The following is a 26,675-nucleotide window of genomic DNA, read 5'->3' on the forward strand; positions in this document are numbered from 1 at the left end:
CGGCGGGCGCGGGGGTTAACGCTTGCTGTGGTGAATGATCTCTTCGGCCACGTTGCGCGGCGCTTCGGCGTAGTGGCTGAATTCCATGGTGTAGGTGGCACGGCCCTGCGACATCGAACGCAGGGTGGTCGAGTAGCCGAACATCTCGGACAGCGGCACCTTGGCGCGAATTTCCTTGCCGCCACCACCCGGGATCTCTTCCATGCCCTGCACCAGACCGCGGCGTGAGGAGAGATCGCCCATCACGTTGCCGGCGTAATCCTCCGGCGTTTCTACCTCCACCGACATGATCGGCTCCAGGATCACCGGATCCGCCAGACGGCAAGCTTCCTTGAAGCCGAAGATCGCCGCCATGCGGAACGCCTGTTCCGACGAGTCGACGTCATGGTAAGAACCGAAGGTCAGGTGCACCTTGACGTCCACAACCTGGTAACCGGCCAGCACGCCGTTGTTCAGTGCCTCGAGCACGCCTTTTTTCACCGCCGGGATAAACTCGCCCGGAATGACGCCGCCCTTGATCTCATCGAAGAACTCGAAGCCTTTGCCGGGTTCGTTCGGCTCGACGGTCAGCACCACATGGCCGTATTGCCCCTTGCCGCCGGATTGGCGCACGAACTTGCCTTCCACATCGGCCACCCGTTTGCGGATGGTTTCGCGGTACGACACCTGCGGCTTGCCGGTGGTGGTCTCCACCCCGAACTCGCGGCGCATGCGATCGACGATAATCTCCAGGTGCAGCTCGCCCATGCCGTAGATAATGGTTTGGCCGGATTCCTCATCGGTGCGCACGCGGAACGACGGATCTTCCGAAGAGAGGCGCTGCAGCGCGATGCCCATTTTCTCCTGGTCGCCCTTGGTTTTCGGCTCGATCGCCTGGGCGATCACCGGCTCGGGGAAGGTCATGCGCTCCAGCGTGATGATGGCGCCGGGATCGCACAGCGTATCGCCGGTGGTGACGTCCTTCAGGCCGACGCAGGCGGCGATGTCGCCTGCGTGCAGCTCGTCGATGTCCTTACGATCGTTGGCATGCATTTGCACGATGCGGCCGATGCGCTCCTTTTTGCCTTTGATCGGGTTGTAAACGCTGCTGCCTTTGGCCAGCACCCCGGAGTAGACGCGCACGAAGGTCAGCTGGCCGACGAACGGATCGGTCATCAGCTTGAACGCCAGCGCCGAGAACTTTTCGTTGTCGTCGGCTTTGCGGGTGATGATTTCATCGTGTTCGCCGTGGCCTTCCATCGGCGGCACATCGAGCGGCGAGGGCATCAGCTCGATCACCGCGTCCAGCATGCGTTGCACCCCTTTGTTGCGGAACGCCGAGCCGCACAGCATCGGCTGGATTTCACCGGCGACGGTGCGCACCCGCAGCCCGTGGACGATCTCCTCTTCGCTCAGCGGCACCTGGTTGAGGTATTTCTCCATCAGTTCTTCCGAGGCTTCGGCGGCGGCCTCAATCATGTTTTCACGCCATTCCTGCGCCGAATCGCGCAGCTCTGCCGGGATCTCTTCGAAGCTGAAGTTCATGCCCTGCGAGGCCTCGTCCCACAGAATGGCCTTCATCCGCACCAGATCCACCACGCCGCTGAAGCGGTCTTCGGCGCCGATGGGGATAACGATCGGCACCGGGTTGGCTTTCAGGCGCTCGATCATCATTTTGCGCACGCGGAAAAAATCCGCGCCGATGCGGTCCATCTTGTTGACGAACGCCAGCCGCGGCACCTTGTACTTGTTGGCCTGGCGCCAGACGGTTTCCGACTGCGGCTGCACGCCGCCCACCGAGTCGTAAACCATCACGGCGCCGTCCAGCACGCGCATCGAACGTTCCACTTCAATGGTGAAATCGACGTGCCCGGGGGTATCGATGATATTGATGCGGTGCTGCGGATAGTTATGCTGCATGCCGTTCCAGAAGCAGGTGGTGGCCGCCGAGGTGATGGTGATGCCGCGCTCCTGTTCCTGCGCCATCCAGTCCATGGTCGCCGCGCCGTCATGCACTTCACCCAGCTTGTGGCTGACCCCGGTGTAAAACAGAATCCGCTCGGTGGTGGTGGTCTTGCCGGCATCGATATGCGCGGAGATGCCGATATTGCGGTAACGTTCGATAGGGGTGGTGCGAGCCATAATCAACCTTTCTTAGCCGCGTGAAGGAGAGCGGCTTAAACAGCATGGATAATGGTGATAATCCTCATAGGGTTATCCGTCGGATCGCAGAGCCTCGCTCTGGTCACAAACTAATCGTAGTTGAAGGCGTTGTTTTTTTTAAGCGATGGCTGTGATAGATGAAAGTTTGCACGCAGGCGAAAAAAAGGCCCGTAACGGGCCTGTTGTCGAGCGGCGCGTTCGCCGCTTATTTGCGTCCCAGCAGGAAGCCGAAAACGATGCCGACCGCCGCCGCAACGGCCACGCCGGCCAGCGGGTTGGCTTCCACCTGCGTTCTTACGCTGTCCGCGGCGTCTCGGGCGGCATAGCTGGCCTGGGAGGCGTATTTGCGCGCCGCGCCGCGCACCTGATGCTCCGGCGAATCAACGGCTTTGCCGAACGCTTCTTCTACCGCGCCTGCGGCTTCATTGGCTTTGTCTTCCGCTTTTCCAAACATGCTGCTCTCCTGTTCCTTGTGGGATAATGAACCCTAAGCCTAGCAGGCAAACGACGTTTTTTGCAGCATTCTGTGCGTTATAAGAGCAATCCGAGCAGAGAAAAGTCTTGTCGGGCGCGCGGTGACGGCTTCACCCGCGCGGCTTTTTGTGTTCTATTGGCTAGCGGTTTAACCGGGTACCGTTACCCTTTGACCGATTCGTTGAGTTGAAAGGACTCCCCATGTCAGTACTGCGTATTCTGGCGCTGCTCGCCGCGACTGCCGCCGCGTTGCCCGCTCAGGCCAAGCCTGCGCTCCACGGGGCGGCGGCCGGGAACGGCATTCGTTGGCAATCTTGTCTCAACAGCGGCTTTCAGCGCTGGTTCGATGAGCCGCCGCCGCCGGGGCTGCGCTGCGGCTATCTCGAGGTGCCGCTGGCGTACGCCACGCCGCCCGCTCATACCGTGCAGGCGGGCGAACAGACCGTGCGCCTGGCGCTGACCCTGCTGCCCGCCACCGGGCCGAAAAAGGGCAGCGTGGTGACGATCAGCGGCGGGCCGGGCCTGCCGGGCATCAACCCCTATTTAGGCAACGACGCCCACGTCGCCAGGCTGCGTAAATCCTACGACATCATCGGTTACGATCCGCGCGGCGTCGGCCAATCGACGCCGAAAATCTCCTGCCAGCTGGCCGAAGGTGACGAACTCCCTGAACCGGACGACAACGACGTGGCCGGCGCGGAGAACCAGACGCGGGCCCTGATTGCCGCCTGCATCAAACAGACCGGCGCGGACGTGCTGCAACATATCGGCACCGACGAAGCGGTCAACGATCTGAATGCGATCCGCCACGCGCTGGGCGAGCCAGGGCTGACGGCGGTGGCGTACTCTTACGGCACCAAGGTGGCGGCGCTGTATGCCGAGCGTTTTCCGAAGAAAACGCGGGCGCTGGTGCTCGACGGGGTGGTGGATCTGGCTGAGGACGATTTCACCCAGCGGCTGAACCAGGAACGGGGTTTCCAGCAAAGCTTCCTGCGCTTCGCCGCCTACTGCGGTAAAACCGACAGCTGTCAGCTGGGCGGCGGCGCCAATCAGGCGCTGCAGCGCTATCACGCCTTGCTGCGCAAGCTGCACGAGCAGCCGTTCGTCACTGCGGCAGGCTATGAAATCTCCGCCGACGACGTGTTGACGGTCACGCGTTCGCTGCTGCTGTGGCCGGAGCGCTGGCATGAGCTGGCCACCGTGCTGCGCCAGCTCGATGCCGGCATCGCCGGGCAGCAGGTTTCCGATCTGATCGACGAAAGCTATTCGCCGGATGCCGATGACGCCCTGAACGTCATCACCTGCGCCGACGTCGCCAACCCGACGGCCGATCCGCAGCTGTTGCGCCGGCAGCGGCAGGAGATCAATACCGCCGCTTTGTATGCCCACTATCTGCCGCTGCACGAATACCCGCTGGAAATGTGCGATCTGTGGCCGTACCGCGGCAAAGATCGGCCGCACACCCCGGTGGCGTCCGCCGCGTTGCCGCCGCTGCTGTTCGTCGCCCAGCGCTACGATCCGACCACCCCGTACCGCAACGCGCAAGTGATGGCCACCGCCTTTAAAAGCCCGCTGATCACCCGCGAACGCGACGGGCATACGCTGGCGCTGAACGGCATCGACAGCTGCGTTGACGAAAGCGTGGTGGATTATCTGCTGGCGCCGAAAAAGCCGCGCCGCGACAAGATTTGCCGCTGAGAAGGCCGGGGAGCAGCCCGGCCTTAAGTGAGTCAGCCGGCGAAAATATGCGCCTGGCCCATCACGTTGAGAATGACCTGAGAACCAGGCTGCAGGCCTTCGCGGCTGACGGTTTTGATCTCGATTTGCGCGCCGCCGGCGACCATCCGCAGGTTGAGCGTAGAGACGAAGCCGGCGAAATCAATGCCGGTGATCACCGCCTGGCCGCGCTGCGCCGGATCTGACAAGCCGATTTGAATCTGCTCCGGGCGCAGCATGATGCGCGCCGGGCCGCTGCGTTGGCGATCGTCGACGGCGATGCGCCCCAGTGCGCAGTCGGCCCAGCCGTGCGCCAGTTCGGCGGTCAACACCAGCGTTTCTCCAAGGAAGCTGGCAGTCGGTTCATCGACCGGGCGCAGATAAAGATCCTGCGGCGCGCCCACCTGCGCCAGCCGGCCATTGCGCATCACCGCTACCTGATCGGCGAACGACAGCGCCTCGCTCTGATCGTGGGTGACCAGGATCGACGCTACTTTGGCCTCCGTCAGCAGTTCGGCCACCGCTTTGCGGGTGGCGGCGCGCAGGCCGGTATCCAGCGCCGAGAACGGCTCGTCCAGCAGCATCAGCCGCGGTTGCTGCGACAGAGCACGCGCCAATGCGACCCGCTGCTGCTGCCCGCCGGACAGTTCATGCGGCCACAGGGCCGCCAGACGGCGATCCAGCGCCACCATCTCCATTAACGCCTCGATGCGATGCTGTTTCTCGCGTTTGCTGCCCTTGAGGCCAAAACCGATGTTGCCGGCGACGGTAAAGTGCGGGAACAGCGCGCCATCCTGCGGAACGAAGCCGATGCCGCGCAGGTGTGCAGGCACCCAGCCGCCGCCGTTGCCCATGGCTTGCCCCTGCAGCAGGATCTGGCCGCCGTCGGGGATTTCAAAGCCGGCGATGATGCGCAGCAGAGTGGTTTTGCCGGAGCCGGAAGGGCCGACGATCGCCGTGCGGCTGCCGGCGGTAACCTGCAGGTCAATGTGTTCCAGCACTCTGATGGCGTTGTAAGATTTTCCGATACCGTGCAGTTCGAGCGTGCTCATAGTCCCGCCGTGCGTTTAGATTGAGAATAAAGAAGCCAGGTGAGCGGCAATGACAGCGCCACCATAATCAGCGCATAAGGCGCGGCGGCGACGTAGTCGATCTCGCTGGTCAGCGCCCAGAAGCCGGTGGCCAGCGTGCGAGTGCCGTTCGGCGCCAGCAGCAGCGTGGCGGTTAGTTCATTGGCGATCGCCAGGAACACCAGCGCAGCGCCCGCAGCGGCGCCCGGCGCCGCCAGCCGCAGCGTGGTACTCCACAACGCCTGCGCCGGCGATTTGCCCAGGCTGCGCGCCACGTTTTCCAATTCCACCGGCGCCTGTGCGATACCGGCGCGCAGATTGATCAGCGCCCGCGGCATAAACATCAGCAGATACGCCAGCAGCAGGGTGATTTCGGTCTGGTAAATCGGCCGGAAGCTGTGAATGGTGATGGTCACCAGCGCCAGCGCCACCACGATGCCGGGCAGCGAGCTGGTCACGTAGTTACAGCCTTCCAGCACCCGATACAGCCGGGCCGGATAGCGTACCGACAGCCAGGCCATCGGAATGGCGCACAGCGTGATCAGCAGCGCGCCGGCGGCGGACAGCGACAGCGTTTGCCACAGCGCGGGCCACAGCTCGGCGTTGCGCCACACCTCGAATCCACCCAGCCACAGCCAGCGGGCCAGGGTGATGAAAGGCACGCCCAACGCCAGCGCAGTCAGCGCGATCGGCAGCAGCAGCGCCAGCGCGGCGAGCGGCGGCGAAAGGCGGCGCGGCGTTTGGCTGCGGGCGCTGCCGGAACCGACGCGGGCATAGCGTGCGCGGCCACGACTTATCGCCTCAAGCAACAGCAGCCCCAGGCAGCACAGCACCAACACGCCGGCCAGCATGTTGGCCGCCGGGCCGTTGAAGGTCGACTGGAACTGATCGAAGATCGCGGTGGTGAAGGTATCGAAACGGATCATGGCGTACAGGCCATACTCCGCCAGCAAGTGCAAAGCGATCAGCAGCGAGCCGCCCCAGATCGCCAGCTTCAGCTGCGGCAGCACCACGCGGAAAAACACCGCCGGCGGCCGGGAGCCGAGTGAGGTGGCGACGTCCTCGATACCGGGATCCAGGCGGCGCAGCACGGCGGCGGCCGGCAGGTAGATAAACGGGAAGTAAGCGAGCACCGAGATGAAAACGCCTGCGCCCAGGCCGTGCATCGACGGCACCAGGCTGATCCAGGCATAGCTTTGCACGAAGGCCGGCACCGCCAGCGGCGCGGTCGCCAATACCGCCCAGAGACGGCGGCCCGGCAGCGTGGTGCGTTCGGTCAACCAGGCCAGGGCCACGCCCAGCACGGCGCAAATCGGCAGCGTCAGCACCACCAGCAACAAAGTATTCAACAGCAGTTCCGCCACGCGTGGGCGGAAAACCAGTGCTTTGACCGTTTGCCAGCCGGTTTCAACCGCCACGCCGATAACGAATCCCAGCGGCAACAGCGCCAGCAGCGACAGCAACACGGCGCTGACCACCACGATCGCCCCTGGCCGCGGGTGACGGGGGACAACAGAATAACGCCGCGCGGTCTGCGCGGCGTGGGTACTCAGGTTTGACATAACGATCAAAAACTCTCGGTTTGCCGGCGGGCCTTACAGCAGGCCGGCCTTGGTCATCAGTTCGACAACTTTCTTACTGTTCAACTGCGCGGCATCTACCTTCGGCGCGTCCAGATCTTTCAGCGGCACCAGTTTCGGGTTGGAGGCCGCGCCGACGCCGACGGCGTATTCGAAGGCGTTGTTGGTGCGCAGGATTTCCTGGCCCTGTTTGCCGGTGATCCACTTGATGAACGCCTGCGCCTGCTGCTGATGCTTGCTGGAAGCCAGCACGCCGCCGCCGGAGATGCTGACGAAGGCGCCCGGATCTTGATGTTTGAAGTAATACAGCTTGATGTTGTTGCTGTTCTCGCCGGTTTTCGCGCCATCCACGAACGGGTAGTAGTGATAGATCACGCCGCTGTCGATCTGGCCGGCATTGACCGCTTTCATCACCGTGCTGTTGCCTTTATAGGCGGTAAAGTTGGTTTTCATCGCTTTCAGCCAGTCCAGCGTGGCTTTCTCGCCTTTCAGCTCCAGCAGCGCGCTGACGATCGCCTGGAAATCGGCGCCCGACGGCGAAGCGGCCCAGCGGCCTTTCCATTCCGGCTTGGCCAGATCCAGCAGTGATTTCGGCAGCTGCGCGTCGCTCAGTTTGGCCGGGTTATAAACAAATACGGTAGAGCGGGCGGCGATGCCGATCCAGCGGCCGTGGCTTGGGCGATATTGTGGTTCCACCTGCGCCAGCGTGGCGGCATCCAGCGGGGCGAACAGCTTGGCGTTATCCACCAACACCATCGCCGGGGAGTTTTCCGTCAGAAACACGTCGGCAGGTGAAGCGCTGCCTTCCTGTACCAGTTGGTTGCCCAGCTCGCTGTCGCCGCCGTTGCGCAGCGTCACCTTGATGCCGGTGTCTTTGGTAAATCCGTCGACCCAGGATTTCACCAGATTTTCATGCTGGGCGTTATAAATAACGATGCCCTGGTCGGCGGAGGCCGCCTGAGCGCCAAAGGCCAGCATCATCGAGGAGGCGAGCAGGGCGACGGGACCGAGAGATGAAATACGCAGCTTCATGCAGTTATCCTTTTTAGCGTTCGAATGAAGAAAACGAATATCGCCTGGCGAGCGCAAGCAGGCCGATTTTAGCCAAGAACATCAATAATGATAGTGAAAACGATTCGTATTAAATTATTTTTGACGATCGCTCACAAAATGAATTGCCCTAAGGATAAGTTAAGCTTCGGCTGGAATAATCTGTATTGATTGCCTGAATTTATGTCACCGCCGGTTCACGGCGTTCCTGACGGCAATGCCGGTCTCCGCGTTTATCCTCGTGTTTTTCATCGTTCTGTTGCCAGTACTTCTTTGATAATGAAAGAAATTCAACACCGCTTTTGGTTATGACTCATAGCGATTAATGATTTAATTTATTCCACTGCCTCATTGCATATTAAACGCGATAAAACACTAATCAGGGATATCGACGTGAAATATTCATTTAATGGCAAGAAACTGGCTGGTTTAATCCTCCTGGCTTTTAACGCTACGGCTGCCCATGCCGCCGAGGTGCCGGCAGGCGTTAAACTGGCGGCGGTGCAAGAACTGGTGCGCGCCAACGGGTATGAACCGGCGACGCTGGATCCAAACCTGGCCGAAAGCAATGTGGAGTTCTACATCTTCAACGATCTGTTCGAAGGCTTGTTGCGCGTCGGAAAAGACGGCGAAGTGATCCCGGCACTGGCGCAGACGTGGGAGCATCAGGGCAACGTCTGGACTTTCCATCTGCGGCCGCAGGCCAAATGGTCGAACGGCGATCCGGTGACCGCCGACGATTTCGTTTACAGCTGGCGGCGCCTCACCGATCCGAAAACCGCCTCGCCGTACGGCAGCTATCTGGCTTCGGCCTACGTGCTGAATGCGGCGGCGATCAACGCCGGCAGCAAACCGCCGAGCGAGCTGGGCGTCAAGGCGCTGGATGCGCACACTCTGCAGGTGACGCTGTCGGAGCCTAATTCCTATCTGCTCAAGCAACTGGTGCATTTCCCGGTTTTGCCGGTTAACCGCAAGGTGGTGGAGCAGTACGGCAAAAACTGGACGCAGCCAGCGCACTTTGTCGGCAACGGGGCGTTCCGCCTCAGCCAGTGGGTGGTGAACGAAAAGGTGGTGGTGGAACGTAACCCGCAGTATTGGGATAACGCCAATACCGTGCTCAACAAGGTCACCTTCTTGCCGATCCAGGGCTTCCCTGAAGTGGCGCGTTTTCGCGCCGGTGAGGTTGAATTGGGGTATACCACGCCGCCGGAGCTGTATCAGCAGCTGAAAAAAACGCTCGGCGAGCAACAGCTGGTGACCTATCCGCTGCTCTCCACCAGCTATTTCGCCTTCAACAACCGCCAGGCGCCGTTTAACGACGTGCGGGTGCGCCAGGCGCTGAACCTGGCGCTGGACAAAGAGATTATCGCCGGCAGAGTGTTGGGATACGGCCAGCAGCCGGCCTGGACCTTTACCCCAACCGGGGCGGGCGGCTATAGCCTGCAGCCCGGCGCCGCGGCCGGTTTGACGCCGGAACAACGCCACGCCCAGGCGAAGCAACTGCTGGCGCAGGCCGGTTTCAACGCCGAGCATCCGCTGCGCTTTACCGTGTTGTACAGCAATGACGCCACCATCAAGAAGATCGTCATCGCCGCCGCCGCCATGTGGAAAAAAAACCTCGGCGCAGAGGCCACCTTGCAAAGCCAGGAGCGCAAAGTCACGCTGGACAATATCAACCGCGGGCAGTACGGCGTGGCCTTTACCCGCTGGCTGGCGGATTACAACGATCCGTCTACTTTCCTGAACGTGTTCCGTTCCGACAGCAGCGAGAACAGCCCCAAATACCGCAATCCGGAGTACGATCGCATTCTGCATCAGGCGACGGCGGCGCCGACACCGCAGCAGGTACAGCAGTATTTCCAGCAGGCCGAGGCGGTGCTGGCCGTCGATACGCCGGTCGCGCCGGTGTACTACGAGGCCAACGCCACGCTCATCAAACCTTACGTGAAGGGGATCGACTTTACTCGTCAGGGCGCCTTATACGATAAAAACGTCTACATTCTCGAACACTGAAAAATAAAAAACGGCTGATTTATATCAGCCGTTTTTATAAATGGCCGTTTAATTAACATTATCCTAAATACTCCATAAACGACGGGCAATCTTTTCTTCCCGCCGGATAAAACAACGCCTATACTGCGCCGGTAGTTTATATGCAGTATCTCGTTTGGCGAGGCTCCTATACAAACACAGGTTACTGATCTGACGACATCGAGAGATGCCCAAGGTTAAGACAGGCTTTATCGGATTAAGGTTCAGCCCAAAGTAACTTCCGAGCAACAACTCGGATACGTTGTATAGTGCTAAAACCTGGACGCGGAGATAGGCAGTCTGCACTCCCTCTGTGGTTACGCCCCTATGCGATTCGCTGTTGAAGTTCACAACAGAAATAGGGACTGACAAAATGATCAAGTCACATCAACACTCTTCTTCTCCGGCGCTGAACGCGACTGAAACTCTCGACGAGACTTCGGTCGCCGGTTATATGAACGCCGATTTTATTACCGTTCCCGCAACGATGACGGTCAATCATGCCCGGGAATATTTACTTTCGCAGCTCAAAACGGACGAAATTCCCAGCCGGGTATTTATTACCGCGGACGATTATCATCTGCGCGGCACACTGTCGGTGAAAAAACTGTTGCAGTGCGAAGAACAGGATAAAGCCGTCGGCGTAATGATGGATTACAGCTATTTCCAGGTTTCACCCGACGATGACCGCAACGACGTGGCGCATCTGCTGGGCAAAGGCGGTTTGGACGTGGTGCCGGTGGTGGCCAATAACACGCTGGTCGGCGTACTGGGCGAGCGCGAGATCGCCCGGCTGGTCGAGGATGAAAACACCGAAGACGCGCAGCGTCAGGGCGCGAGCCTGCCGCTGGACAAGCCTTATCTGGAGACCAGCCCGTGGGCGCTGTGGCGCAAACGCTCGGTGTGGCTGCTGATGTTGTTCGTCGCTGAAGCCTACACCGGCAACGTGCTGAAAGCGTTCGAAGATCAGCTCGAAGCGGCGATTGCGCTGGCGTTCTTTATCCCGCTGCTGATCGGCACCGGCGGCAACAGCGGCACCCAGATCACCTCGACGCTGGTGCGCGCCATGGCGCTGGGAGAGGTCAGCCTGCGCAACCTGGGCGCGGTGATCCGCAAGGAGGTCACGACCTCGCTGCTGATCGCCGTCACCATCGGCCTGGCGGCCTGGGTGCGCGCCTGGATCATGGGCGTCGGCATGGAGGTGACGCTGGTGGTCAGCCTGTCGCTGGTGGCGATCACCGTGTGGAGCGCCATTGTTTCGTCGATCATCCCGATGCTGCTGAAACGTCTCGGCATCGATCCTGCCGTGGTGTCGGCGCCGTTTATCGCCACCTTTATCGATGGCACCGGCCTGATTATTTATTTCAAAATCGCCCAGCACGTTTTGGGTATTTAAACCGCTCCGCCCGTAAAGGGCGGAAATGTGACAAACCTGAGGAGGACGTTAAAAATCATGGACGCCGACCAACCCCGATATTTAACGCAAGGGGATTTTATCGATAACATTTAACCTGAGGACAAAATAATGGGAAACATGACTATTTTTATGGGATTCCTGGCAATGATCAGCTCACTAGGCCTGTTGGCGGCCTATATGAGCACCAAATGGGATGATTGATGAACGCTAAAGATCCGCCTAGATGCATCCTCCCCGTAACCGCTATTTATTATGGGGAGGATTTAGCGGCGCGCTGAACGCGCGGCCTGATACGGGAGTTGATAATAATGACGATTCTTATTCTGGGGTTGCTCTACGCCATTTTAATGATTTCGGTGGGGGTGAATGAGATTTATTTTTATTCCACCGGAAAATCCAATTTTCTTACTAGCCTCATGCTGACTTTCTCTGGCAGTATGCTGCTGATCGCCTTTGTCTGGCAATTATCCTCTAAAGTAAAAAAATAAATCACCGTCCGAATGTGAGCAGCATCATGCAAAATGAAAAACAGGCCGTGGCCAGAAACTCGATGATCGCCAGCGGGTTGCTGGCCACGGGCAAATTCGTCGCCGGCATTTTTACCGGCAGTATTGGCCTGATATCCGAAGGGATCCACTCTTTCACCGATTTTATCGCCACCAGCATCACCTGGCTGGCGGTGCGCATCAGCGATAAACCCGCCGATGACGATCACCACTTCGGCCACGGCAAGGTGGAAAACCTGGCGGCGCTGTTCGAGGTGTTGCTGTTGCTCGGCGCCGCCGGTTGGATCGTCTACGAGGCGGGCAGCAGCCTGCTTGGGCAGCCGCATGAGATCGTCGCGGCGCCGGTGGTGATCGCGGTGCTGCTGATTTCCATCTGCGTCGATTTTTTCCGCGTGCGGGCGCTCAACCGCGTCGCCAAGGCGACCGACAGCGCGGCGCTGGAGGCGGATGCGCTGCATTTCTTCTCCGACATGCTTTCGTCCGGCGTGGTGCTGCTGGGCATGGTGTTTGTGCTGCTGGGCTTTGGCCGTGCGGACGCCATCGCCGCGCTGATCGTCGCCGGTTTTATCTTTGTCGCGGCAATCAAACTGGGTAAACGCTCCTTCGACTCGCTGATGGATGCCGCCCCGGCCGGAGCCACCGAGGCGATTCGCGCCACGCTGGACAGCTTCCCGGCGGTGCTGGCCTGCGACAGCGTGCGTATTCGCAACGCCGGCGTCGTACTGTTTGTCGAGATCACGGTGGCGGTGTGCCGCACCTTGCCGCTGGAGCGCATCGATGCGCTCAAGCGAGAAATCGTCGAACGACTGCGGGAGCTGTATGCCAAGGCGGAGTTTACCGTCATCGCGGTGCCGCAGACACGCAGCGACGAAGACATGGCGACGCGCATTCGGGCGATCGCCGCCAATCACGGCGCGCAGGTGCAGAACGTCACCTTGCAGCAGTTGCCGACGCACATGGCGATCGGCATGGATCTGGCGGTGCCGGCCAACGCCAGCGTGGCGCAGGCGCATGATATCGCCACGGAGATAGAAGGGATCCTGCGTCAGGCGATCGGCGAGGACACCGAGATAGAGACCCATCTGGAGCCGCAGACGCCGCACTGGCTGGCCAGCGAGGATGTTTCCGCCGCCGAGCTGGCCGATATCCGGCTGATTTTGCAGTCGGCGCTGGAGCAGGGGGATAAGGTGCAAGACGTCCATAACATCCGCGCGCGCAGGACCGACGGCGGCATCATCGTCAACTTCCACTGCCGGGTGTCGCCGGCGGTAACCATCGCCGCCGCGCACGATGCGGTCGATCGGGTCGAGCGGCGGCTGCGCGCGCTTTACCCGGCCATCACGCGCGCGATAGGGCACGTCGAGCCGATCAAGCCCGGCGTTTGAATCAGCTCGGCCAATTGCGGATAGAGCGCCGCGTTGGCCAGCAGCAGCGGGTTGCCGCGTCGCAGCCCGTTGTGGTGCATAAAGTCATTCGCCACGCCGCCGGCTTCGCGCGTCAGCACCAGCCCAGGCAGGCTGTCCCAGGCGTTCATATGCGGTTCGTAATAGCCCAGCATGCGCCCGGCGGCCACCTGGGCGGTCATCAACGCGCCGGAGCCGCTGCGCACGAACATGCCGCCCGCCTGCAGCAGGCGACAGAGAAAACCGCTGAATTCCGCCGCCGAGGCACGCGGTGATATCCCAACGCCCATCACGCCATCCGCGACGCTGCGCCCGGCATGCACGCCGATCGGTTCCCCGTTGAGGAAAGCGCCTTGGCCGCGGCAGGCGCGGAACATCTCGCGGTGATTGGGATCGTAGACCACGCCGATCGTCGGTTCACCGTCGATCACCACGCTTATCGCGATACACCAGGTATGCAGCCCGTTCAGGAAGCAGGCGGTGCCGTCGATCGGATCGACGACCCAAAGGCAGGTGGCGTTATCGCCGCTGCTGCCGCTCTCTTCGCCGAGAAACCCATCCAGGGGAAACCGACGGTTGATCATACGGCGGATCAGCGCCTCGACTCGGCGGTCGGCCTCGCTGACCACGTCCTGCAGCCCCTGTTTAAACTCGACGGCCAGACTTTGCCGGCGTTGATAAAAGCTGAAGGCGAGATCGGCGGCGGCGCGGGCGATCTCACGCGCGAAGCGGTAGCGCGCCTCGATGTCCCGTGGGGAAAGTAACGTCATGGCAGGCAGTATTCCAAACAAAGTTTAGTGTGCAGGGTGCCATAGTCAGATGACAATACGGTGTCTATTCCTGCTTGATTTCAGGCTTGATTTGATTTATTTACTTTACTGTAAAGTAAATTTAATTATTAAACGTACCATCAAAGCATCCGTCAGCAAGATAATCAGAGGGGTCAGGCATGCTAGCGCATTTTTTCATCTTTCGACCGGTGTTTGCGGCCGTGCTGGCCATCTGCATTATGGCAGCGGGTGCTCTGGCGCTCTGGACATTGCCGATTGAGCAATATCCCGACATCGCGCCACCTGGTGTCACGGTGACAGCCAATTACCCCGGTGCTTCGGCCAAAACGGTAGAGGACAGCGTGACTCAGATTATCGAACAACAAATTAAAGGCATCGATGGCCTGTTGTATTTCTCATCAACCAGCAGTTCGGCGGGCCAGGCTCGCATCAGCCTTAGCTTCGAACAACAAACCGATCCGGACATTGCTCAGGTTCAAGTGCAAAATGCGGTCAATCAAGCAACGTCGCGATTGCCGCAAGAAGTGCAGCAGCAAGGCATCACTGTGACTAAATCGCAGGGTGATAGCCTAATGGTGGTTGCCTTGTACGACACGCAAGGCCGTATGGACAGCGTTGATATCAATGATTTTCTGGTCAGTTCGCTGCAAGATCCGCTGAGCCGGGTGGATGGCGTCGGGGAGACGACGGTGTTTGGTGCCCAATATGCTATGCGCATTTGGCTCAATCCGATCAAACTGAGCGGCTATGGTTTGATGCCGTCTGACGTGCAGGTCGCCATAGAAGCGCAAAATGCCCAGGTCACCAGCGGTGAGATCGGAGCCTTGCCTACGATAGAAGGCCAGTCGTTGAACGCGACCGTGACCGCACAATCGCGGCTGGAAACGCCGGAACAGTTTGAGGATATTATTCTGCGTACCAATACCGACGGTTCGGCGGTGTATTTGCGCGATGTTGCTCGTGTTGAAATCGGGGCGGAAAACTATCAAAACCAAACGCGCCTCAATGGTCACCCGGCGGCGGGTATTTCGATTCAGTTGGCTTCCGGCGCCAATGCGCTGGAGGTGGCAGAGCGGGTACGGGCCGAAGTGAATCGCAGGGCCCCGCAGTTTCCACCGGGGTTGCAGGTGGCTTATCCACGAGACAGCACGCCGTTCGTACTGGTTTCCATTGAAGGCGTCGTACAAACGCTGTTGGAAGCGATCGCGCTAGTGATTGTGGTGATGTATCTGTTTTTGCAAAATTGGCGCGCCACGTTGATCCCCACCATTACGGTACCCGTAGTGTTGCTCGGCACTTTCGGTGTTTTGGCGCTGTTGGGTTACAGCGTAAACACCTTGACACTGTTCGCCATGGTGCTCGCGATCGGCCTGTTGGTAGATGACGCGATTGTGGTGGTTGAAAATGTTGAGCGCGTGATGGAGGAGGCGCAATTGCCACCGCGCGAGGCGACGTTGCTTTCGATGCGGGAGATCAATGGCGCTCTGATCGGCATCGCGCTGGTACTTTCGGCGGTATTTATTCCAATGGCATTTTTCGGCGGTTCAACCGGGATGATCTACCGACAGTTTTCCATCACGCTGGTCGCGGCTATGGTGCTGTCGGTTTTAGTTGCGTTGACCTTGACGCCGGCACTGTGTGCCGGTTTGCTGAAACCGCCGGTGCACCGGCCGCGCCGCCGTTTTTTTCGCGGCTTTAACCGCCTGGTGGAATACGGGCAGCGGCGTTATGGACTGGGATTGAACCATGTGATGGCGCGCAAGGGGCGTTTTTGCCTGTTGGCGCTGCTGCTGGTTAGTTTCATGATCTGGCAATATCTGCGTATGCCTACCGGTTTTCTCCCGGTTGAGGATCAGGGCTCGGTAATGGTCCAGTTTTCTCTGCCGCCAGGTGCCCCGATGGCCAGAACGCAACAGACTGCTGACGCTATCGCCGACTATTTCATGACCGCCGAGCGGGACAACCTGAATGTAATCTTCATGGTTGTCGGGCGCAATAACGCCGGCAGTGGTCAGAATGTCGGTATGGCGTTTGCCGAACTGAAACATTGGTCGCTACGCAGTGGTGATGAAAATAACGCGCAGGCGATTATTAGCCGCGCCAATCGCCATTTCAAAAGCTATCGTGACGCGCAGATCAATGTGTTGTCGCCGCCGGCGGTGCGCGGGTTGGGGCAGTCCAGTGGATTTGAATTGTGGTTACAAGATCAAAACGGCGTCGGGCATGACGCGCTGCAAGCTGCTCAGAGGCAGGTGATTGCCGCCGCTACCGAAGATCCGTTGTTAACGGCGGTGCGCATAAACGGCCTCGAAGATAAAGCGCAATTGCAGGTCGATATCGACCAGCAAAAAGCTAGCGCACAAGGGCTGCAGCAGGCTGACATCACCAACACGCTTTCTGCCGCATGGGGAGGCGCTTATATTAACGATTTTATCGATCGCGGCCGCGTGAAGCGGGTCTACATGCAGGGGGATGCGGCCTGGCGCTCGGCGCCGGATGATATCGATAGTTGGTTTGTACGTGGTGAAAGCGGCAGCATGGCGTCCTTTGCCAGCTTCGCGACTACGCGTTGGCTCTCAGGCCCACAAATCCTTCAGCGCTTTAACGGGCTGTCGGCCACGCAGTTACAGGGGGCGGCAGCCGAGGGAGAAAGCTCCGGCACCGCGATGGCGCGTATGCAGAATATCATCGGCGATATAGACGGCTACCGCCTTGAGTGGAGTGGGCTCTCATATCAGGAGCAATTGGCCGCCGGGCAAACACTGATGGTGTATCTAGCTTCGGTGTTGTTCATTTTCCTCTGTCTTGCCGCGCTGTATGAGAGTTGGTCTATTCCGTTGTCTGTGATGCTGATCATTCCCCTCGGGATTATCGGATCCGTTGTTGCCGCACGCCTTGCGGGGTATGAAAACAATATTTACTTCCAGGTGGGAATGTTGACGACGATTGGTCTGGCGGCAAAAAACGCGATCCTGATCGTCGAGTTTGTTGAAACACAGCTAAAAACGGGATCCGCTTTGTTGCAGGCGACATTGGAAGGGGCGCGATTGCGTCTGCGGCCCATCGTGATGACTTCATTGGCGTTTGTCGCTGGTGTAATCCCGCTGGCGCTTTCTGTCGGTGCCGGGGCCGCCAGCCGGCGCGAAATCGGTATTGCTGTGATAGGCGGCATGATTTCTGGCACACTGCTGACATTATTGTTCGTACCGCTGTTTTTTGTTCTGACTAAACAAGGATTGGCACGACTTAAAGCGCGAAAATGAGCCTCTGGGCAGGGGAGATAATATGATCAACCGTCAACCGGGAAGGCCGATGAAGGCCAGGCCACGGATACTGGAAACCGCCAGCGTTCTGTTTTTGCAGCAGGGTTTGGACATCTCTTTGGACGAGATAGCCAACGAGGCGGGAACCACCCGTCAAACCTTATATAATCATTTCCCGAGCAAGGATGCCTTGGTGTTGGAGACGTTCAACCATCTTATCGAAAAGATGCAGCCGCCAATTGCCACCATTCTGACACAGGAGAGTGTGGATTTACCGCAGGTGTTGGCACGTTTCGCCTCGGTGGTTCAGGCGCATTTTTTCAGCGTTGAGAACGTGCATTTTCAGCGGTTGCTGGTGCAACTGCTGTTGCAGAAACCTGAGTTGTACGCCACGTTGCGCGAACGCAATGCCGGGCGAGTGCTTCAGGCGTTAGTGAGGATATTGGAACAGGCGCGGCAGCATGGGCAAATCCAATTTGTCCATGCGCAGCCGCAGGCGATGGCATTTCTGGGCGCGGTTATGGGGTATCCGTTGCCCGCGGTTTTGCTATCCGACCAGTGGCCGACGCCGGAACAATTGCAACACATGACCGAAGCGGCTATCACCGCGTTTCTTTTGGCCTGGCAATATTCGCCGTCTGCCATTACCGAATAACGAAAGAGAACGTGAGCCTGGTGCTTTGTTGCATATGTAGAGCCTCGGCTGGTATCGCCGCCCGCCAAAACGCCAGCCCGCGCGGATTATCTTGGCTGACCGACAGCGACCAACCGCCGGGATGCTGCGCGAACAAGGCGCGGGCAGCCTGTTGTCCCAGCCCGTTGCGTCGCCATTCGGGCTTGATGTAGAACTCCGCCATTTCGACGGTGGCGCTATCGAGACGCCTGACCAACGCGAACCCGGCCGTTTGCCGATCGCTCAACATCAAATAGGGGTAGCGGCCGGCCTCGCGCCAGTAGAGCGGCAAATAGGGGTAATCCCCATCGACGCCCAGCTCGCGAAGGCAATCGGACAGCATGGCCGCCAGCAGCGGGCGCTGCGCGAGTGAGGCTTGCTCAAGGGAAAATGCCATGTCGCACTCCGTCAAAAAACAGGCCGCCGGATGGCGGCCTGTCAAGGTTAACCCAGACTCAACCGGGCGGTGATGTCGGCAATCTCGCGGCGCCAGCGCGCCTGAAGCTCCGGTTTTTGATGCTTCGGTTTACGCGCCAGGTCGGCCTCCAGTTTGCTTTCGAGGGCAAACAGGGCGGTCAGCAACGCCTCTTCGCCTTCCAACTGCGGGTTTGGCGTCGGGGCGTCTGCGTTGGCCTCGTGCGCCGTCGGCAGCGCCGGCGTTTCGCCCGCCAGACGCTGGTACACCGGCGCCAGATCGTGCCACTCCTCCAGTTTTTGTTGGTCTATCAGCCAAAAGCGGTTGCAGCTCTGTTCGATCAGCATCCGATCGTGGGTGACCAGCATGACGGCGCCGGGGAACTGACGCAGCGTTTCCGCCAGCTCCTCTTTGCCCGCCATATCCAGGTGGTTGGTGGGCTCGTCCAGCAGCAGCAACGAATGGTTGGCCAGCGTCAGGCCGACAAACAGCAACCGTGAACGCTCGCCGCCGCTCAGCGAACGGATCTGCTGATGGTGGCGCAGGTAAGGGAACCCGGCGCCGATCAGCGCCATTTTCCGCTGTTCCTCGGTCAGCGGCGCAAACTGCGCCAGCGCTTCGCTCAACGTGTCTTCATCGTGCAGCTGTTGCAGGCTCTGATCGTAATAGCCGATGCGCACGCGCGGATGGAACAGCGCCGGGCGCTGCGTTTGTTGCTGATACTCGCGCCACAGCAGGCGCAACAGCGACGATTTGCCGCAGCCGTTGCGCCCGACGATGGCGATGCGATCGCCGCTTTTCACGCGCAGATGTTCCAGGCTGAACAGCACCGGCGCATCCGGCGCCGGGCGCACCGCCCAGTGCGGCAGCGCCAGCAGGCGATCGGCGTCCAGCGCTTCTCCCTGCAGCCGCAGCCGCCAGGGGCTGCCGGCGGTCAGGGTGGTCTGTTCTTCCTTCAACCGATCGACGCGCTTCTCCATTTGCTTGGCCTTGCGCGCCAGATCTTCGTTGTCGTAGACCTTGCCCCAGGTCGCCAGGCGCTTGGCGCTTTTTTCCACCCGATCGATTTCCTTTTGCTCGGCGTGGCGCCGCTGTTCGTCCGCGGCGTCCTGTTCCGCCAGCGCGCCGCGTGCCGCAGAACAGGGCAAACGGAAGAACTGCAGCGTTTTGTCGCGCAGGATCCAGGTGCAATTGGTTACCTGGTCGAGCAGGTAGCGATCGTGCGACACCAGCACGAAACTGCCGGTCCAGTTACGCAAGAACTGTTCCAGCCACAGCAGCGTGGGCAGGTCCAGGTGGTTGCTGGGTTCGTCGAGCAGCAGCAGATCGGGTTGGCGGATCAGCGCGCGCGCCAACAGCAGCCGCGTATGCTGGCCGCCGCTGAGAGTGCCGGCGGTCAACGTCCAGCTCTCTGGTTCAAACCCCAGCTCGGCCAGTAGCGCTTCGCAGCGCCAGCGTTCGCTGAGGTGTTGGCCCGTAGGCAGCCGCGCCAGAACCGCATCCAGCAGGGTACTGGCGTGCAGCTCCGGCGGCAGATGTTGCTCAATGCGCGCCATCAGACATTGATGTGACAATGTCACCGATCCGGTGTGCGCAGGCAGGTCGCCGCTGAGAATTTGCAGCAGGGTGCTTTTGCCGCAGCCGTTATCGCCGATCAAACCGATGCGGTCGCCTTTTTTCAGGCTGAAGGAAATCTCGCTCAGCAGGACGCCGAACGCGTTGTCGTAACCGACAGATTGTGCAGACAGTAATGTGCTCATTGCTTACTCAAGAGTTACAGGCATGACAATGCCTATCGTCAAACATTGCTGACGACAACCCGGTAAGCCGGAGGGAAGATCCTGGATTTAGTAAGCTTCGCTCAAGCTGGGTTATCGCAGCGCGATACCGGTAATGCTTGAGCGGCGACGATTACCAAAGAAGTGTGAGTGAAAAACCAATTCACACGTCAGCATAGTAAGTCTCCTTTTATTGGTTGCAGGTTAATCGGTGGCTGGATTATAGAGCGCTTCATGCCGTATCGCCAGTGTAAAAGCGCCTGAATAATCAGCAAGCTAAGGCGAGCGCGGGTGCGTGGCACACAATGGGAATAATTACTGTATTTCGGCCGACATTAAGCAGCTATTATAATTAGCGTTTATGGTTAAGCGACGGTTCATCCGCCGCCTGTTCGTCTGTCTATCAGATAATGATGCTGAGCACTGAATTTATGTTAAAGCCTCGCCCGTTCCTGCTGTTGTTATTATTGCTGTTGGGTATGCAACTGACGCCGTTCGCCGCCGTCGCCGCCACCCAGGATGATCCCGCCGCCGAAAGCGCGCCCGATCCCGCTACGCAGTTGAAAGCCGCGCAAAAGCAGTTGGACAGCATGAAGCAGCTGGTTTCCAAAGCGACGACCGACACCCAGCTCAGCAAACTGCGGTTGGCGACGGACGATCTGGTCGCCGGCATGGACAAACTCGCTACCGATCTGCAGCCGGTGCAGGAAAAACTGCAGGCGCAGCTGGACGTGCTGGGGCCGGCCCCGGCGGTCGGCGCGCTGCCGGAAACCCCGGCCGTCGCCCAGCAACGCAATGCGCTGAACAACAGCAAGAAGCAGCTGGACGATGCGGTAAAACGCGCGCAGGCCATCAAGACCAGCGCCTTCGACCTGGGCCAGCAGATCAGCGATCTGCGCCGGGTGGCGTTCAAAACCCAGCTGGCGCTGAACACCGGCAGCATTTTGGGCGTCAAATTCTGGACGCCGGTGGTGCAGCCGTCAGCGGATGACGTGCAGCGGCTGGACCAGTTCAATGCCGAGATGAAAGCGGCCTGGGACGCCAGTTGGCAGGACGAATGGCGTTACGGTTCGCTGGCGCTGCTGGCGCTGGCGGTGATCGTCTGGTCCTGGGGGCGTTATTTCTCCGAGCGTTTCCTCGCCTGGGTCAGCATTCGCTTCCTGCCGGACGGGCGCCTGCGCCGCAGCTTCATGGCGATCGTCACCGTGGCGGTGACGGTGATCACCACCTCGATCGCGCTGAATCTGCTGTATTACGTCTTTGTCCGCGTGCAGCCGCTGCCGGTGATGCTGGAAGACTTCGCCGAAGGCTTTAACCGTCTGGGGATTTTCTGCGCGCTGATCGCCGGGTTGGGGCGTGCGGCGCTGTCGCTGAATCGTCCGTCGTGGCGTTTGGCTGCGCTGGACAATGAAGTGGCCGCCGGGCTGCGTTACTTCTCGCCGCTGCTGGCCGGTCTGGCGCTGGCGTTCGGCACCGTGGAGCTGATCAACAACGTCGTCAGCGCCTCATTGGCCACCACCATCTTCGGCAATGGCCTGGTGGCGGGGCTGATCGGCATGGTGCTGCTGGCGGCGCCGCTGCGCGGCCAGCGCATTCGTCGCCGTCTGGAGCAGCAGGGCGCGCACCTGGAAAAACGCACGCTGGTCGGCGGGCTGGTGCACATCGTCACCCTGGTGTGTTCGGTGGTGATCCTGCTTTCCCTGCTTATCGGCTACATCGCCTTCGCCCGTTTCCTGACCTACCAGCTGATCTGGGTGGTGCTGGTGCTGATGGCGTTCTACTTCATGGTGCTGTTCGCCACCGACCTGTGCGCCGCGCTGTTTTCGCCGCAGACCGTCAGCGGCAAGATGCTGAAGAAAACGCTCAGCTTCAAGGATCGCCATCTGGAGCAGATGTCGATCATCACCACCGCGCTGGCCAAATGTTCACTGTTGCTGTTGATGATCGTCGCGTTGTTCAACGGCTCGTTTGGCAGCACCACGCCGGGCTCGCTGATGGAGAAAATCGTCTCCATCCTGACCGGCGAAGGGCTGCAGCGTTTCAACATCGTGCCCGGCAACCTGCTCAACGCCGTGATCTGCCTGGCGATCGGCATCTACATTCTGCGTGCGGTACGGCGCTGGCTCGGTTCTGAGCTGTTGCCGAAAACCATCTCGGACGTCGGCATCCGCGCCTCGCTGGTGACGCTGTTCAGCAATATCGGCTATGTGCTGGTGATTCTGATCACCCTGGCGGCGCTGGGCATCCAGTGGAGCAACCTGGCGTGGATCGTCAGCGCCCTGTCGGTCGGTATCGGCTTCGGTTTGCAGGAGATCGTGAAGAACTTTATTTCCGGCCTGATCCTGCTGACCGAACGCCCGGTGAAGGTCGGGGATATGATCGGCATCGGCGGCGTGGAAGGCGACGTGCGGCGCATCAACGTGCGCGCTACCGAAATCCAGCTCAGCGACCGTTCCACCATGATCGTACCGAACTCGCAGCTGATCTCGCAGAACGTGCGTAACGCCACCATGGGCAACGCGCAAGGCGTGGTGACCATCGCGTTGACGTTCCCGACCTCGATCGATCCGGAGCAGGTGCGCAATATCTTGCTCAGCGCCTATAACGAGTACGAAAACATTCTGGACACGCCGGCGCCTTACGTGCGCTTCAGCCAACTGGGGCCGGACGGCATTATCCTGAGCGTGACCGGCTATGTGCCGAGCCCGCGCATGGTCGGCGCCACCAAGAGTGAACTGCTGTTCAATATCCTCAAGCTGCTGCGCGCGCAGGAAGTGAGCCTGTCCAGCCCGCAGGAAGTGGTATTTATGAAGCAGCAGGCGACGCGATATCAGGCCAATGAAGAGGAGCACTCCTCCTAGTGCCGGTTTGAGGCGGCGGGCCGTTAAGCGACGGCCCGCCGAGCGCGGCTAGTACATCGATGGTTCTACCGATTGCGAGCAGTCGCTGTTGGCGCTGGATTTGGTGCAGGTGTAAGGTTCATTTGGCGATGTCGAAGGTGCATTCGATGGGCCGCCGCCTCCGCCGATACAACCGCTCAGCATCAACGTCAAAAACACGAGAATTATCTTCTTCATCTCACCGTCCTCCATTGCGATTCCTCCTTTAAGTATATGCCGGGAAAGCGAACGGCACCGCTTGCCGCTGCGAACTATACTCCCTGGATGCCGTATCGATGCTCAACCTCGGCGAATGAGGGGAGAAAGATGCAAACCGACGACGATTTGACTCGCTTTGCCGCGCAGGGCGCGCCGCCGTTGCCGCCCGGTTCCAGGCAGGGCTTTGTCGAACACGACGGCGCGCACATCTGGTATGCGGCCTATGGCGCTGCTCCGACGCTGATCCTGTTGCACGGCGGCCTGGGCCACAGCGGCAACTGGGGGTATCAACTGCCGGCGCTGCTGGCCGCCGGGTATGGCGTGCTGGTCATCGACAGCCGCGGGCACGGGCGCAGCACGCGCGACGCGCGGCCATACCGTTACGCTCGGATGGCCGATGATCTGTTGGCGGTGATGGACGCGTTGCAAATACCCCACGCCGCGCTGGCGGGCTGGAGCGACGGTGCCTGCGTCGCGCTCATCGCCGCCCATCGGGCGCCCGAGCGGGTGGACGGCGTCTTTTTCTTCGGCTGCAATATGGATGCCAGCGGGGTTAAACCGCCGCCGTCCAGTCTGCTCGTCGAGCGTTGCTTTGCGCGCCATGCGCAGGACTATGCCGCCTTGTCACCGACGCCAGAGGATTTCGCTCCCTTCGTCGCCGCCGTAAGCCTGATGATGAGCAGCCAGCCGAACTATACCGCGCAGGAATTGGCGGCCATTCGCGTGCCGGTGACGGTTGCGCACAGCGAACACGATGAGTTTATCCGCGCCGAACATGCCGTCTACCTCAGCCATAGCATCCCCGGCGCTCGTCTGGTGACGCTGCCGGGCGTCAGCCATTTCGCGCCGCTGCAGCGGCCCGCGCTGTTCAACCGCGCGCTGCTGGATTTTCTCGCCGATGTGATGCCGCCGCCGGCGCAAAGAAAACGGGTGCCAAACGGCGCCCAAGGCATGACAGGTTAGAAATCGACCGTCGCCTGCAGGCTCAGGCTGCGCGGTTCACCCTCAATCACGCGTAAATTACCGGCGCTGGAGGCATAGTACTCGCGGTTGAACAGGTTTTTCACATTCAGTTTCAGCTGGGTATGTTTCCCAAGCAGCTTGCTGTCCCAGGCGACAAAGGCATCCGCCACGGTATAGGCCGGCATGGTGAAACTGTTCTCCGGATCGCCGGCTCGGCGACCGACGTAGCGCGCGCCGCCGCCAATGCGCACCTCGCCGGGCACCACCGGCAATGTCATGCGGCGGCTGAGGTACAGGCCGCCCATGTTGGTTGGGGCGTTGACCAGCCGATTGCCGACGTTGTCCGGGTTGAGGTTGTCTTCGACAATTTCGGTCTTGTCGTAGCTGTAGTTGGCGGTGAGATCCCAGTTGCGCGCCACTTCCCCGTTCAACTCCAGTTCGACGCCGGTGGAGCGCGCTTTGGGGATGCTGCGGGTCACGCCGTTGATAAAGATCGACATGTTGCTTTCATCAATGCGATAGAGCGCCAGCGTGGCGTCAAACGCCGGGGTGATCTGCCATTTTCCGCCCACCTCATAGGTGGTGCCGGTTTCCGGCGTGGCGACGTCGCCATTGTCGTCTATGGCGGTGGACGGCGTGAACGAACGGCTGTAATTGCCGTACAGCGACAGGCTCGGCGTCAGCTTATACACCAACCCCGCCTGCGGCAAAAGCTGGTCGTCTTTGTCATTGAGCGTATTTTTTGGTTTCTGGAAACCGTTGCTGTTGTTCTGGTAATACGACTGATAGCGCGCGCCCAGCACCGCGATCCATTGATCGGTAAGATGAATGCTGTCCTTGGCGTACAGGGAACGGCTGAACAGCGTGGCGCGCAGGTTGCTTGACGCGTCGCTGTAGGTGGTGCTGTCGGTGACCGGCGTTTCGCCATACACCGGATCGTACATGTTGAAGGTCTTCGAGACCTTGCCGCGGTAGGAATAGGCCTTGTAGGTCTGATTTTTCTCGTAGTCCACGCCCAGCAGCAGATCGTGCTGCATGCCGAACAGCTGCGGCGAACCGGTCAGATCCCAGGAGTAATAGTGGGTTTGATGATTGAAACCGCGGTTGGCGTCGGCGCGGCGCGAGACGATGCCGGTCGTGGTGTCGACCGCGGTGGCGCGCACTTCGTTGCTGTCGTAACGGCGTTGCAGCCAGGCGTAGTTGAAGCGGGTCGTCCAGATCGGATCGAGCGCGTACTCATAATGGGCGCTCAGACGTTTGTTCTTGCCCCAGGCATGGTTCGCGTAGTCATCCAAGCGGCGGTTATAGGGCACATCGACCGGTTTGCCGTCGATAAATGCGGTGCCGCGATCGTAAGGAATGTCGTACTTGTATTCGCTGTAGGCGATGTTAAAGGAAGCCTGGTCGCCGAACCAACTGAGCGAGGGGGCGATCAGCGTGTGTTCGTCGCTGCCGAAATTGCGCCAGTAATCTGCGTGCTGGCGGTCGGCGATCAGGCGAAAGGCGAAGCCGCCGCCCAGCGGACCGGTCACATCGACGCTGCCGCTGCCGCCGCCAAAACTGTTGGTGGCGCCGCTGATGCGGGTGTTCCAGTCGTACTGCGGTTTTTTACCGATCAGATTGATGACGCCGCCGGGGCTGAGGATGCCATACAGCAGCGAAGCGGAACCTTTCAGCACTTCGACGCGATCGGTGGTGGCGTCCATGCTCAGCCCTTGGTTGCTGCGCACACCGTCGATGAAGACCGAGCCGTCGGAGTTAACCCCGAACCCGCGCTTGACGAAGCCATCCTCCGTGCCGCCGAGCGTGTTGCCCTGGGTGACGCCGCTGACGAACTTCATCGCCTCATTGACGCTTTTGACCTGGAAGTCGTCAATGACCTGAGAGGTGACGACGCTGACCGATTGCGGCACCTCGGCGAGCGGCGCGGCGGTCTTGCCGGCGGTCGAGGCGGTGTCGGCGCTATAGCTGCCTGAAGGCTGGGCCGCGGCGGTCACCGTAATGGATTCCTCCGTTTTTGCGCCGGGCGCGGCGGCGATCGCCAGCGCGGGGAACAAACCGGCAATCAGGGGCAGCGTGCGAAGAACGTGATTTTTATTTCTTTTAGTGGGGGGGCGAAGAACTGACTGGTGCATATAATTCCATGAAAAAATAATAAATAGTAACGATTATCATTATAATTATCATTTATAGATTTTGAATAGAGGGGAATGCCGGTATCCCTTCATTGCACGATTAAATTTTGCCATTAGGGAAAAAGACGGCGATTTTGCCGGTAAAAAGTCGGATGGATGGCAATAACGAT

General features: G+C 59.9%; 19 protein-coding genes and 1 riboswitch. Of the genes, 10 read left to right on the plus strand and 9 right to left on the minus strand.

All coding sequences use genetic code 11. The features are described from left to right. Window positions 1–15: 15 nt before the first annotated feature. Both fusA and ACJ8PN_RS16665 read right to left on the minus strand, forming a co-directional pair. Window positions 16–2,121 (minus strand): elongation factor G, encoded by a 2,106-nt coding sequence (gene fusA, locus ACJ8PN_RS16660; RefSeq protein WP_197763531.1) that lies wholly within the window; start codon window positions 2,119–2,121, stop codon window positions 16–18. A gap of 226 nt (window positions 2,122–2,347) precedes the next feature. After that, window positions 2,348–2,596, minus strand: a complete 249-nt coding sequence (locus ACJ8PN_RS16665) for a glycine zipper domain-containing protein (RefSeq protein WP_004938127.1) — start codon at window positions 2,594–2,596, stop codon at window positions 2,348–2,350. A gap of 221 nt (window positions 2,597–2,817) precedes the next feature. On the opposite strand from ACJ8PN_RS16665, the gene ACJ8PN_RS16670 reads away from it, so the two are divergent. After that, window positions 2,818–4,314 carry an alpha/beta hydrolase gene (locus ACJ8PN_RS16670; RefSeq protein WP_351108576.1) on the plus strand — a complete coding sequence of 499 codons (1,497 nt, stop codon included), beginning with the start codon at window positions 2,818–2,820 and terminating at the stop codon, window positions 4,312–4,314. Window positions 4,315–4,346: 32 nt separating this feature from the next. Here ACJ8PN_RS16670 and ACJ8PN_RS16675 read toward each other — a convergent pair whose 3' ends face one another. From ACJ8PN_RS16675 to ACJ8PN_RS16685, 3 genes are read right to left on the minus strand one after another with little or no spacing between them, the layout of a single operon-like run. Continuing rightward, the gene (locus ACJ8PN_RS16675) at window positions 4,347–5,384 is read right to left on the minus strand and encodes an ABC transporter ATP-binding protein (RefSeq protein WP_351108573.1); all 1,038 of its coding nucleotides are present in this window, start codon (window positions 5,382–5,384) and stop codon (window positions 4,347–4,349) included. Next, window positions 5,381–6,964: an ABC transporter permease gene (locus ACJ8PN_RS16680; protein WP_411260759.1), complete on the minus strand. Its 1,584-nt coding sequence runs from the start codon at window positions 6,962–6,964 to the stop codon at window positions 5,381–5,383. The genes ACJ8PN_RS16675 and ACJ8PN_RS16680 overlap by 4 nt, the downstream gene beginning before the upstream one ends. 33 nt (window positions 6,965–6,997) lie before the next feature. Continuing rightward, window positions 6,998–8,014, minus strand: coding sequence for an iron ABC transporter substrate-binding protein (locus tag ACJ8PN_RS16685; RefSeq protein ID WP_318161137.1), 1,017 nt, complete (start codon window positions 8,012–8,014; stop codon window positions 6,998–7,000). A gap of 411 nt (window positions 8,015–8,425) precedes the next feature. Between ACJ8PN_RS16685 and ACJ8PN_RS16690 the strand changes: the two genes are divergently transcribed. From ACJ8PN_RS16690 to ACJ8PN_RS16710, 5 genes are all read left to right on the plus strand, one after another. Continuing rightward, window positions 8,426–10,045: an ABC transporter substrate-binding protein gene (locus ACJ8PN_RS16690; RefSeq protein WP_442535084.1), complete on the plus strand. Its 1,620-nt coding sequence runs from the start codon at window positions 8,426–8,428 to the stop codon at window positions 10,043–10,045. Window positions 10,046–10,187: 142 nt separating this feature from the next. After that, window positions 10,188–10,361, plus strand: a riboswitch (M-box (ykoK) riboswitch). Between the two features lie 75 nt (window positions 10,362–10,436). Beyond that, on the plus strand, window positions 10,437–11,459 hold the full coding sequence (locus ACJ8PN_RS16695) for a magnesium transporter (RefSeq protein ID WP_048323604.1): 1,023 nt from the start codon (window positions 10,437–10,439) through the stop codon (window positions 11,457–11,459). A 138-nt stretch (window positions 11,460–11,597) separates the two neighbouring features. Then, entirely contained in the window at window positions 11,598–11,681 is an 84-nt protein-coding gene (gene mgtS / locus ACJ8PN_RS16700; protein ID WP_369803928.1) for a protein MgtS, read from the plus strand. Window positions 11,682–11,788: 107 nt separating this feature from the next. Then, complete coding sequence (locus ACJ8PN_RS16705) at window positions 11,789–11,968, plus strand: hypothetical protein (protein ID WP_004938106.1); 180 nt, start codon at window positions 11,789–11,791, stop codon at window positions 11,966–11,968. Window positions 11,969–11,994: 26 nt separating this feature from the next. Beyond that, on the plus strand, window positions 11,995–13,371 hold the full coding sequence (locus ACJ8PN_RS16710; protein ID WP_442535085.1) for a cation diffusion facilitator family transporter: 1,377 nt from the start codon (window positions 11,995–11,997) through the stop codon (window positions 13,369–13,371). Here ACJ8PN_RS16710 and ACJ8PN_RS16715 read toward each other — a convergent pair. Next, window positions 13,314–14,159, minus strand: a complete 846-nt coding sequence (locus ACJ8PN_RS16715; protein WP_442535086.1) for an inositol monophosphatase family protein — start codon at window positions 14,157–14,159, stop codon at window positions 13,314–13,316. The genes ACJ8PN_RS16710 and ACJ8PN_RS16715 overlap by 58 nt on opposite strands. Before the next feature lie 179 nt (window positions 14,160–14,338). Here ACJ8PN_RS16715 and ACJ8PN_RS16720 point away from each other — a divergent pair, with 179 nt between their 5' ends. Both ACJ8PN_RS16720 and ACJ8PN_RS16725 read left to right on the plus strand, forming a co-directional pair. Then, entirely contained in the window at window positions 14,339–17,443 is a 3,105-nt protein-coding gene (locus tag ACJ8PN_RS16720) for an efflux RND transporter permease subunit (protein ID WP_442535087.1), read from the plus strand. A 22-nt stretch (window positions 17,444–17,465) separates the two neighbouring features. Then, on the plus strand, window positions 17,466–18,098 hold the full coding sequence (locus ACJ8PN_RS16725) for a TetR/AcrR family transcriptional regulator (protein ID WP_253718537.1): 633 nt from the start codon (window positions 17,466–17,468) through the stop codon (window positions 18,096–18,098). On the opposite strand, the gene ACJ8PN_RS16730 is transcribed toward ACJ8PN_RS16725, so the two are convergent. Both ACJ8PN_RS16730 and ACJ8PN_RS16735 read right to left on the minus strand, forming a co-directional pair. Next, window positions 18,088–18,513: a GNAT family N-acetyltransferase gene (locus ACJ8PN_RS16730; protein WP_171403690.1), complete on the minus strand. Its 426-nt coding sequence runs from the start codon at window positions 18,511–18,513 to the stop codon at window positions 18,088–18,090. The two genes, ACJ8PN_RS16725 and ACJ8PN_RS16730, sit on opposite strands and share 11 nt — an antisense overlap. A 47-nt stretch (window positions 18,514–18,560) precedes the next feature. Further along, a complete protein-coding gene (locus ACJ8PN_RS16735) occupies window positions 18,561–20,291 on the minus strand; it encodes an ABC-F family ATP-binding cassette domain-containing protein (protein ID WP_171454063.1) in 1,731 nt (576 codons plus the stop codon). Window positions 20,292–20,740: 449 nt separating this feature from the next. On the opposite strand from ACJ8PN_RS16735, the gene ACJ8PN_RS16740 reads away from it, so the two are divergent. Beyond that, window positions 20,741–23,170, plus strand: coding sequence for a DUF3772 domain-containing protein (locus ACJ8PN_RS16740; RefSeq protein ID WP_411260756.1), 2,430 nt, complete (start codon window positions 20,741–20,743; stop codon window positions 23,168–23,170). Window positions 23,171–23,515: 345 nt separating this feature from the next. Then, the gene (locus tag ACJ8PN_RS16745; protein ID WP_411260755.1) at window positions 23,516–24,370 is read left to right on the plus strand and encodes an alpha/beta fold hydrolase; all 855 of its coding nucleotides are present in this window, start codon (window positions 23,516–23,518) and stop codon (window positions 24,368–24,370) included. Here the strand turns inward: ACJ8PN_RS16745 and ACJ8PN_RS16750 are convergent. Then, entirely contained in the window at window positions 24,367–26,505 is a 2,139-nt protein-coding gene (locus ACJ8PN_RS16750; RefSeq protein WP_442535088.1) for a TonB-dependent siderophore receptor, read from the minus strand. The genes ACJ8PN_RS16745 and ACJ8PN_RS16750 overlap by 4 nt on opposite strands. Window positions 26,506–26,675: the final 170 nt, after the last annotated feature.

This window comes from Serratia sp. CY76391 (genome assembly GCF_052166695.1).
GTDB classification, from domain to species: domain Bacteria; phylum Pseudomonadota; class Gammaproteobacteria; order Enterobacterales; family Enterobacteriaceae; genus Serratia; species Serratia nematodiphila.

Coding starts and splice junctions, on each gene's coding strand:
- fusA (WP_197763531.1), bottom strand. CDS start 2,121: ATGGCTCGCACCACCCCTATCGAACGTTACCGCAATATCGGCATCTCC.
- ACJ8PN_RS16665 (WP_004938127.1), bottom strand. CDS start 2,596: ATGTTTGGAAAAGCGGAAGACAAAGCCAATGAAGCCGCAGGCGCGGTA.
- ACJ8PN_RS16670 (WP_351108576.1), top strand. CDS start 2,818: ATGTCAGTACTGCGTATTCTGGCGCTGCTCGCCGCGACTGCCGCCGCG.
- ACJ8PN_RS16675 (WP_351108573.1), bottom strand. CDS start 5,384: ATGAGCACGCTCGAACTGCACGGTATCGGAAAATCTTACAACGCCATC.
- ACJ8PN_RS16680 (WP_411260759.1), bottom strand. CDS start 6,964: ATGTCAAACCTGAGTACCCACGCCGCGCAGACCGCGCGGCGTTATTCT.
- ACJ8PN_RS16685 (WP_318161137.1), bottom strand. CDS start 8,014: ATGAAGCTGCGTATTTCATCTCTCGGTCCCGTCGCCCTGCTCGCCTCC.
- ACJ8PN_RS16695 (WP_048323604.1), top strand. CDS start 10,437: ATGATCAAGTCACATCAACACTCTTCTTCTCCGGCGCTGAACGCGACT.
- mgtS (WP_369803928.1), top strand. CDS start 11,598: ATGACTATTTTTATGGGATTCCTGGCAATGATCAGCTCACTAGGCCTG.
- ACJ8PN_RS16705 (WP_004938106.1), top strand. CDS start 11,789: ATGACGATTCTTATTCTGGGGTTGCTCTACGCCATTTTAATGATTTCG.
- ACJ8PN_RS16710 (WP_442535085.1), top strand. CDS start 11,995: ATGCAAAATGAAAAACAGGCCGTGGCCAGAAACTCGATGATCGCCAGC.
- ACJ8PN_RS16715 (WP_442535086.1), bottom strand. CDS start 14,159: ATGACGTTACTTTCCCCACGGGACATCGAGGCGCGCTACCGCTTCGCG.
- ACJ8PN_RS16720 (WP_442535087.1), top strand. CDS start 14,339: ATGCTAGCGCATTTTTTCATCTTTCGACCGGTGTTTGCGGCCGTGCTG.
- ACJ8PN_RS16725 (WP_253718537.1), top strand. CDS start 17,466: ATGATCAACCGTCAACCGGGAAGGCCGATGAAGGCCAGGCCACGGATA.
- ACJ8PN_RS16730 (WP_171403690.1), bottom strand. CDS start 18,513: ATGGCATTTTCCCTTGAGCAAGCCTCACTCGCGCAGCGCCCGCTGCTG.
- ACJ8PN_RS16735 (WP_171454063.1), bottom strand. CDS start 20,291: ATGAGCACATTACTGTCTGCACAATCTGTCGGTTACGACAACGCGTTC.
- ACJ8PN_RS16740 (WP_411260756.1), top strand. CDS start 20,741: ATGTTAAAGCCTCGCCCGTTCCTGCTGTTGTTATTATTGCTGTTGGGT.
- ACJ8PN_RS16745 (WP_411260755.1), top strand. CDS start 23,516: ATGCAAACCGACGACGATTTGACTCGCTTTGCCGCGCAGGGCGCGCCG.
- ACJ8PN_RS16750 (WP_442535088.1), bottom strand. CDS start 26,505: ATGCACCAGTCAGTTCTTCGCCCCCCCACTAAAAGAAATAAAAATCAC.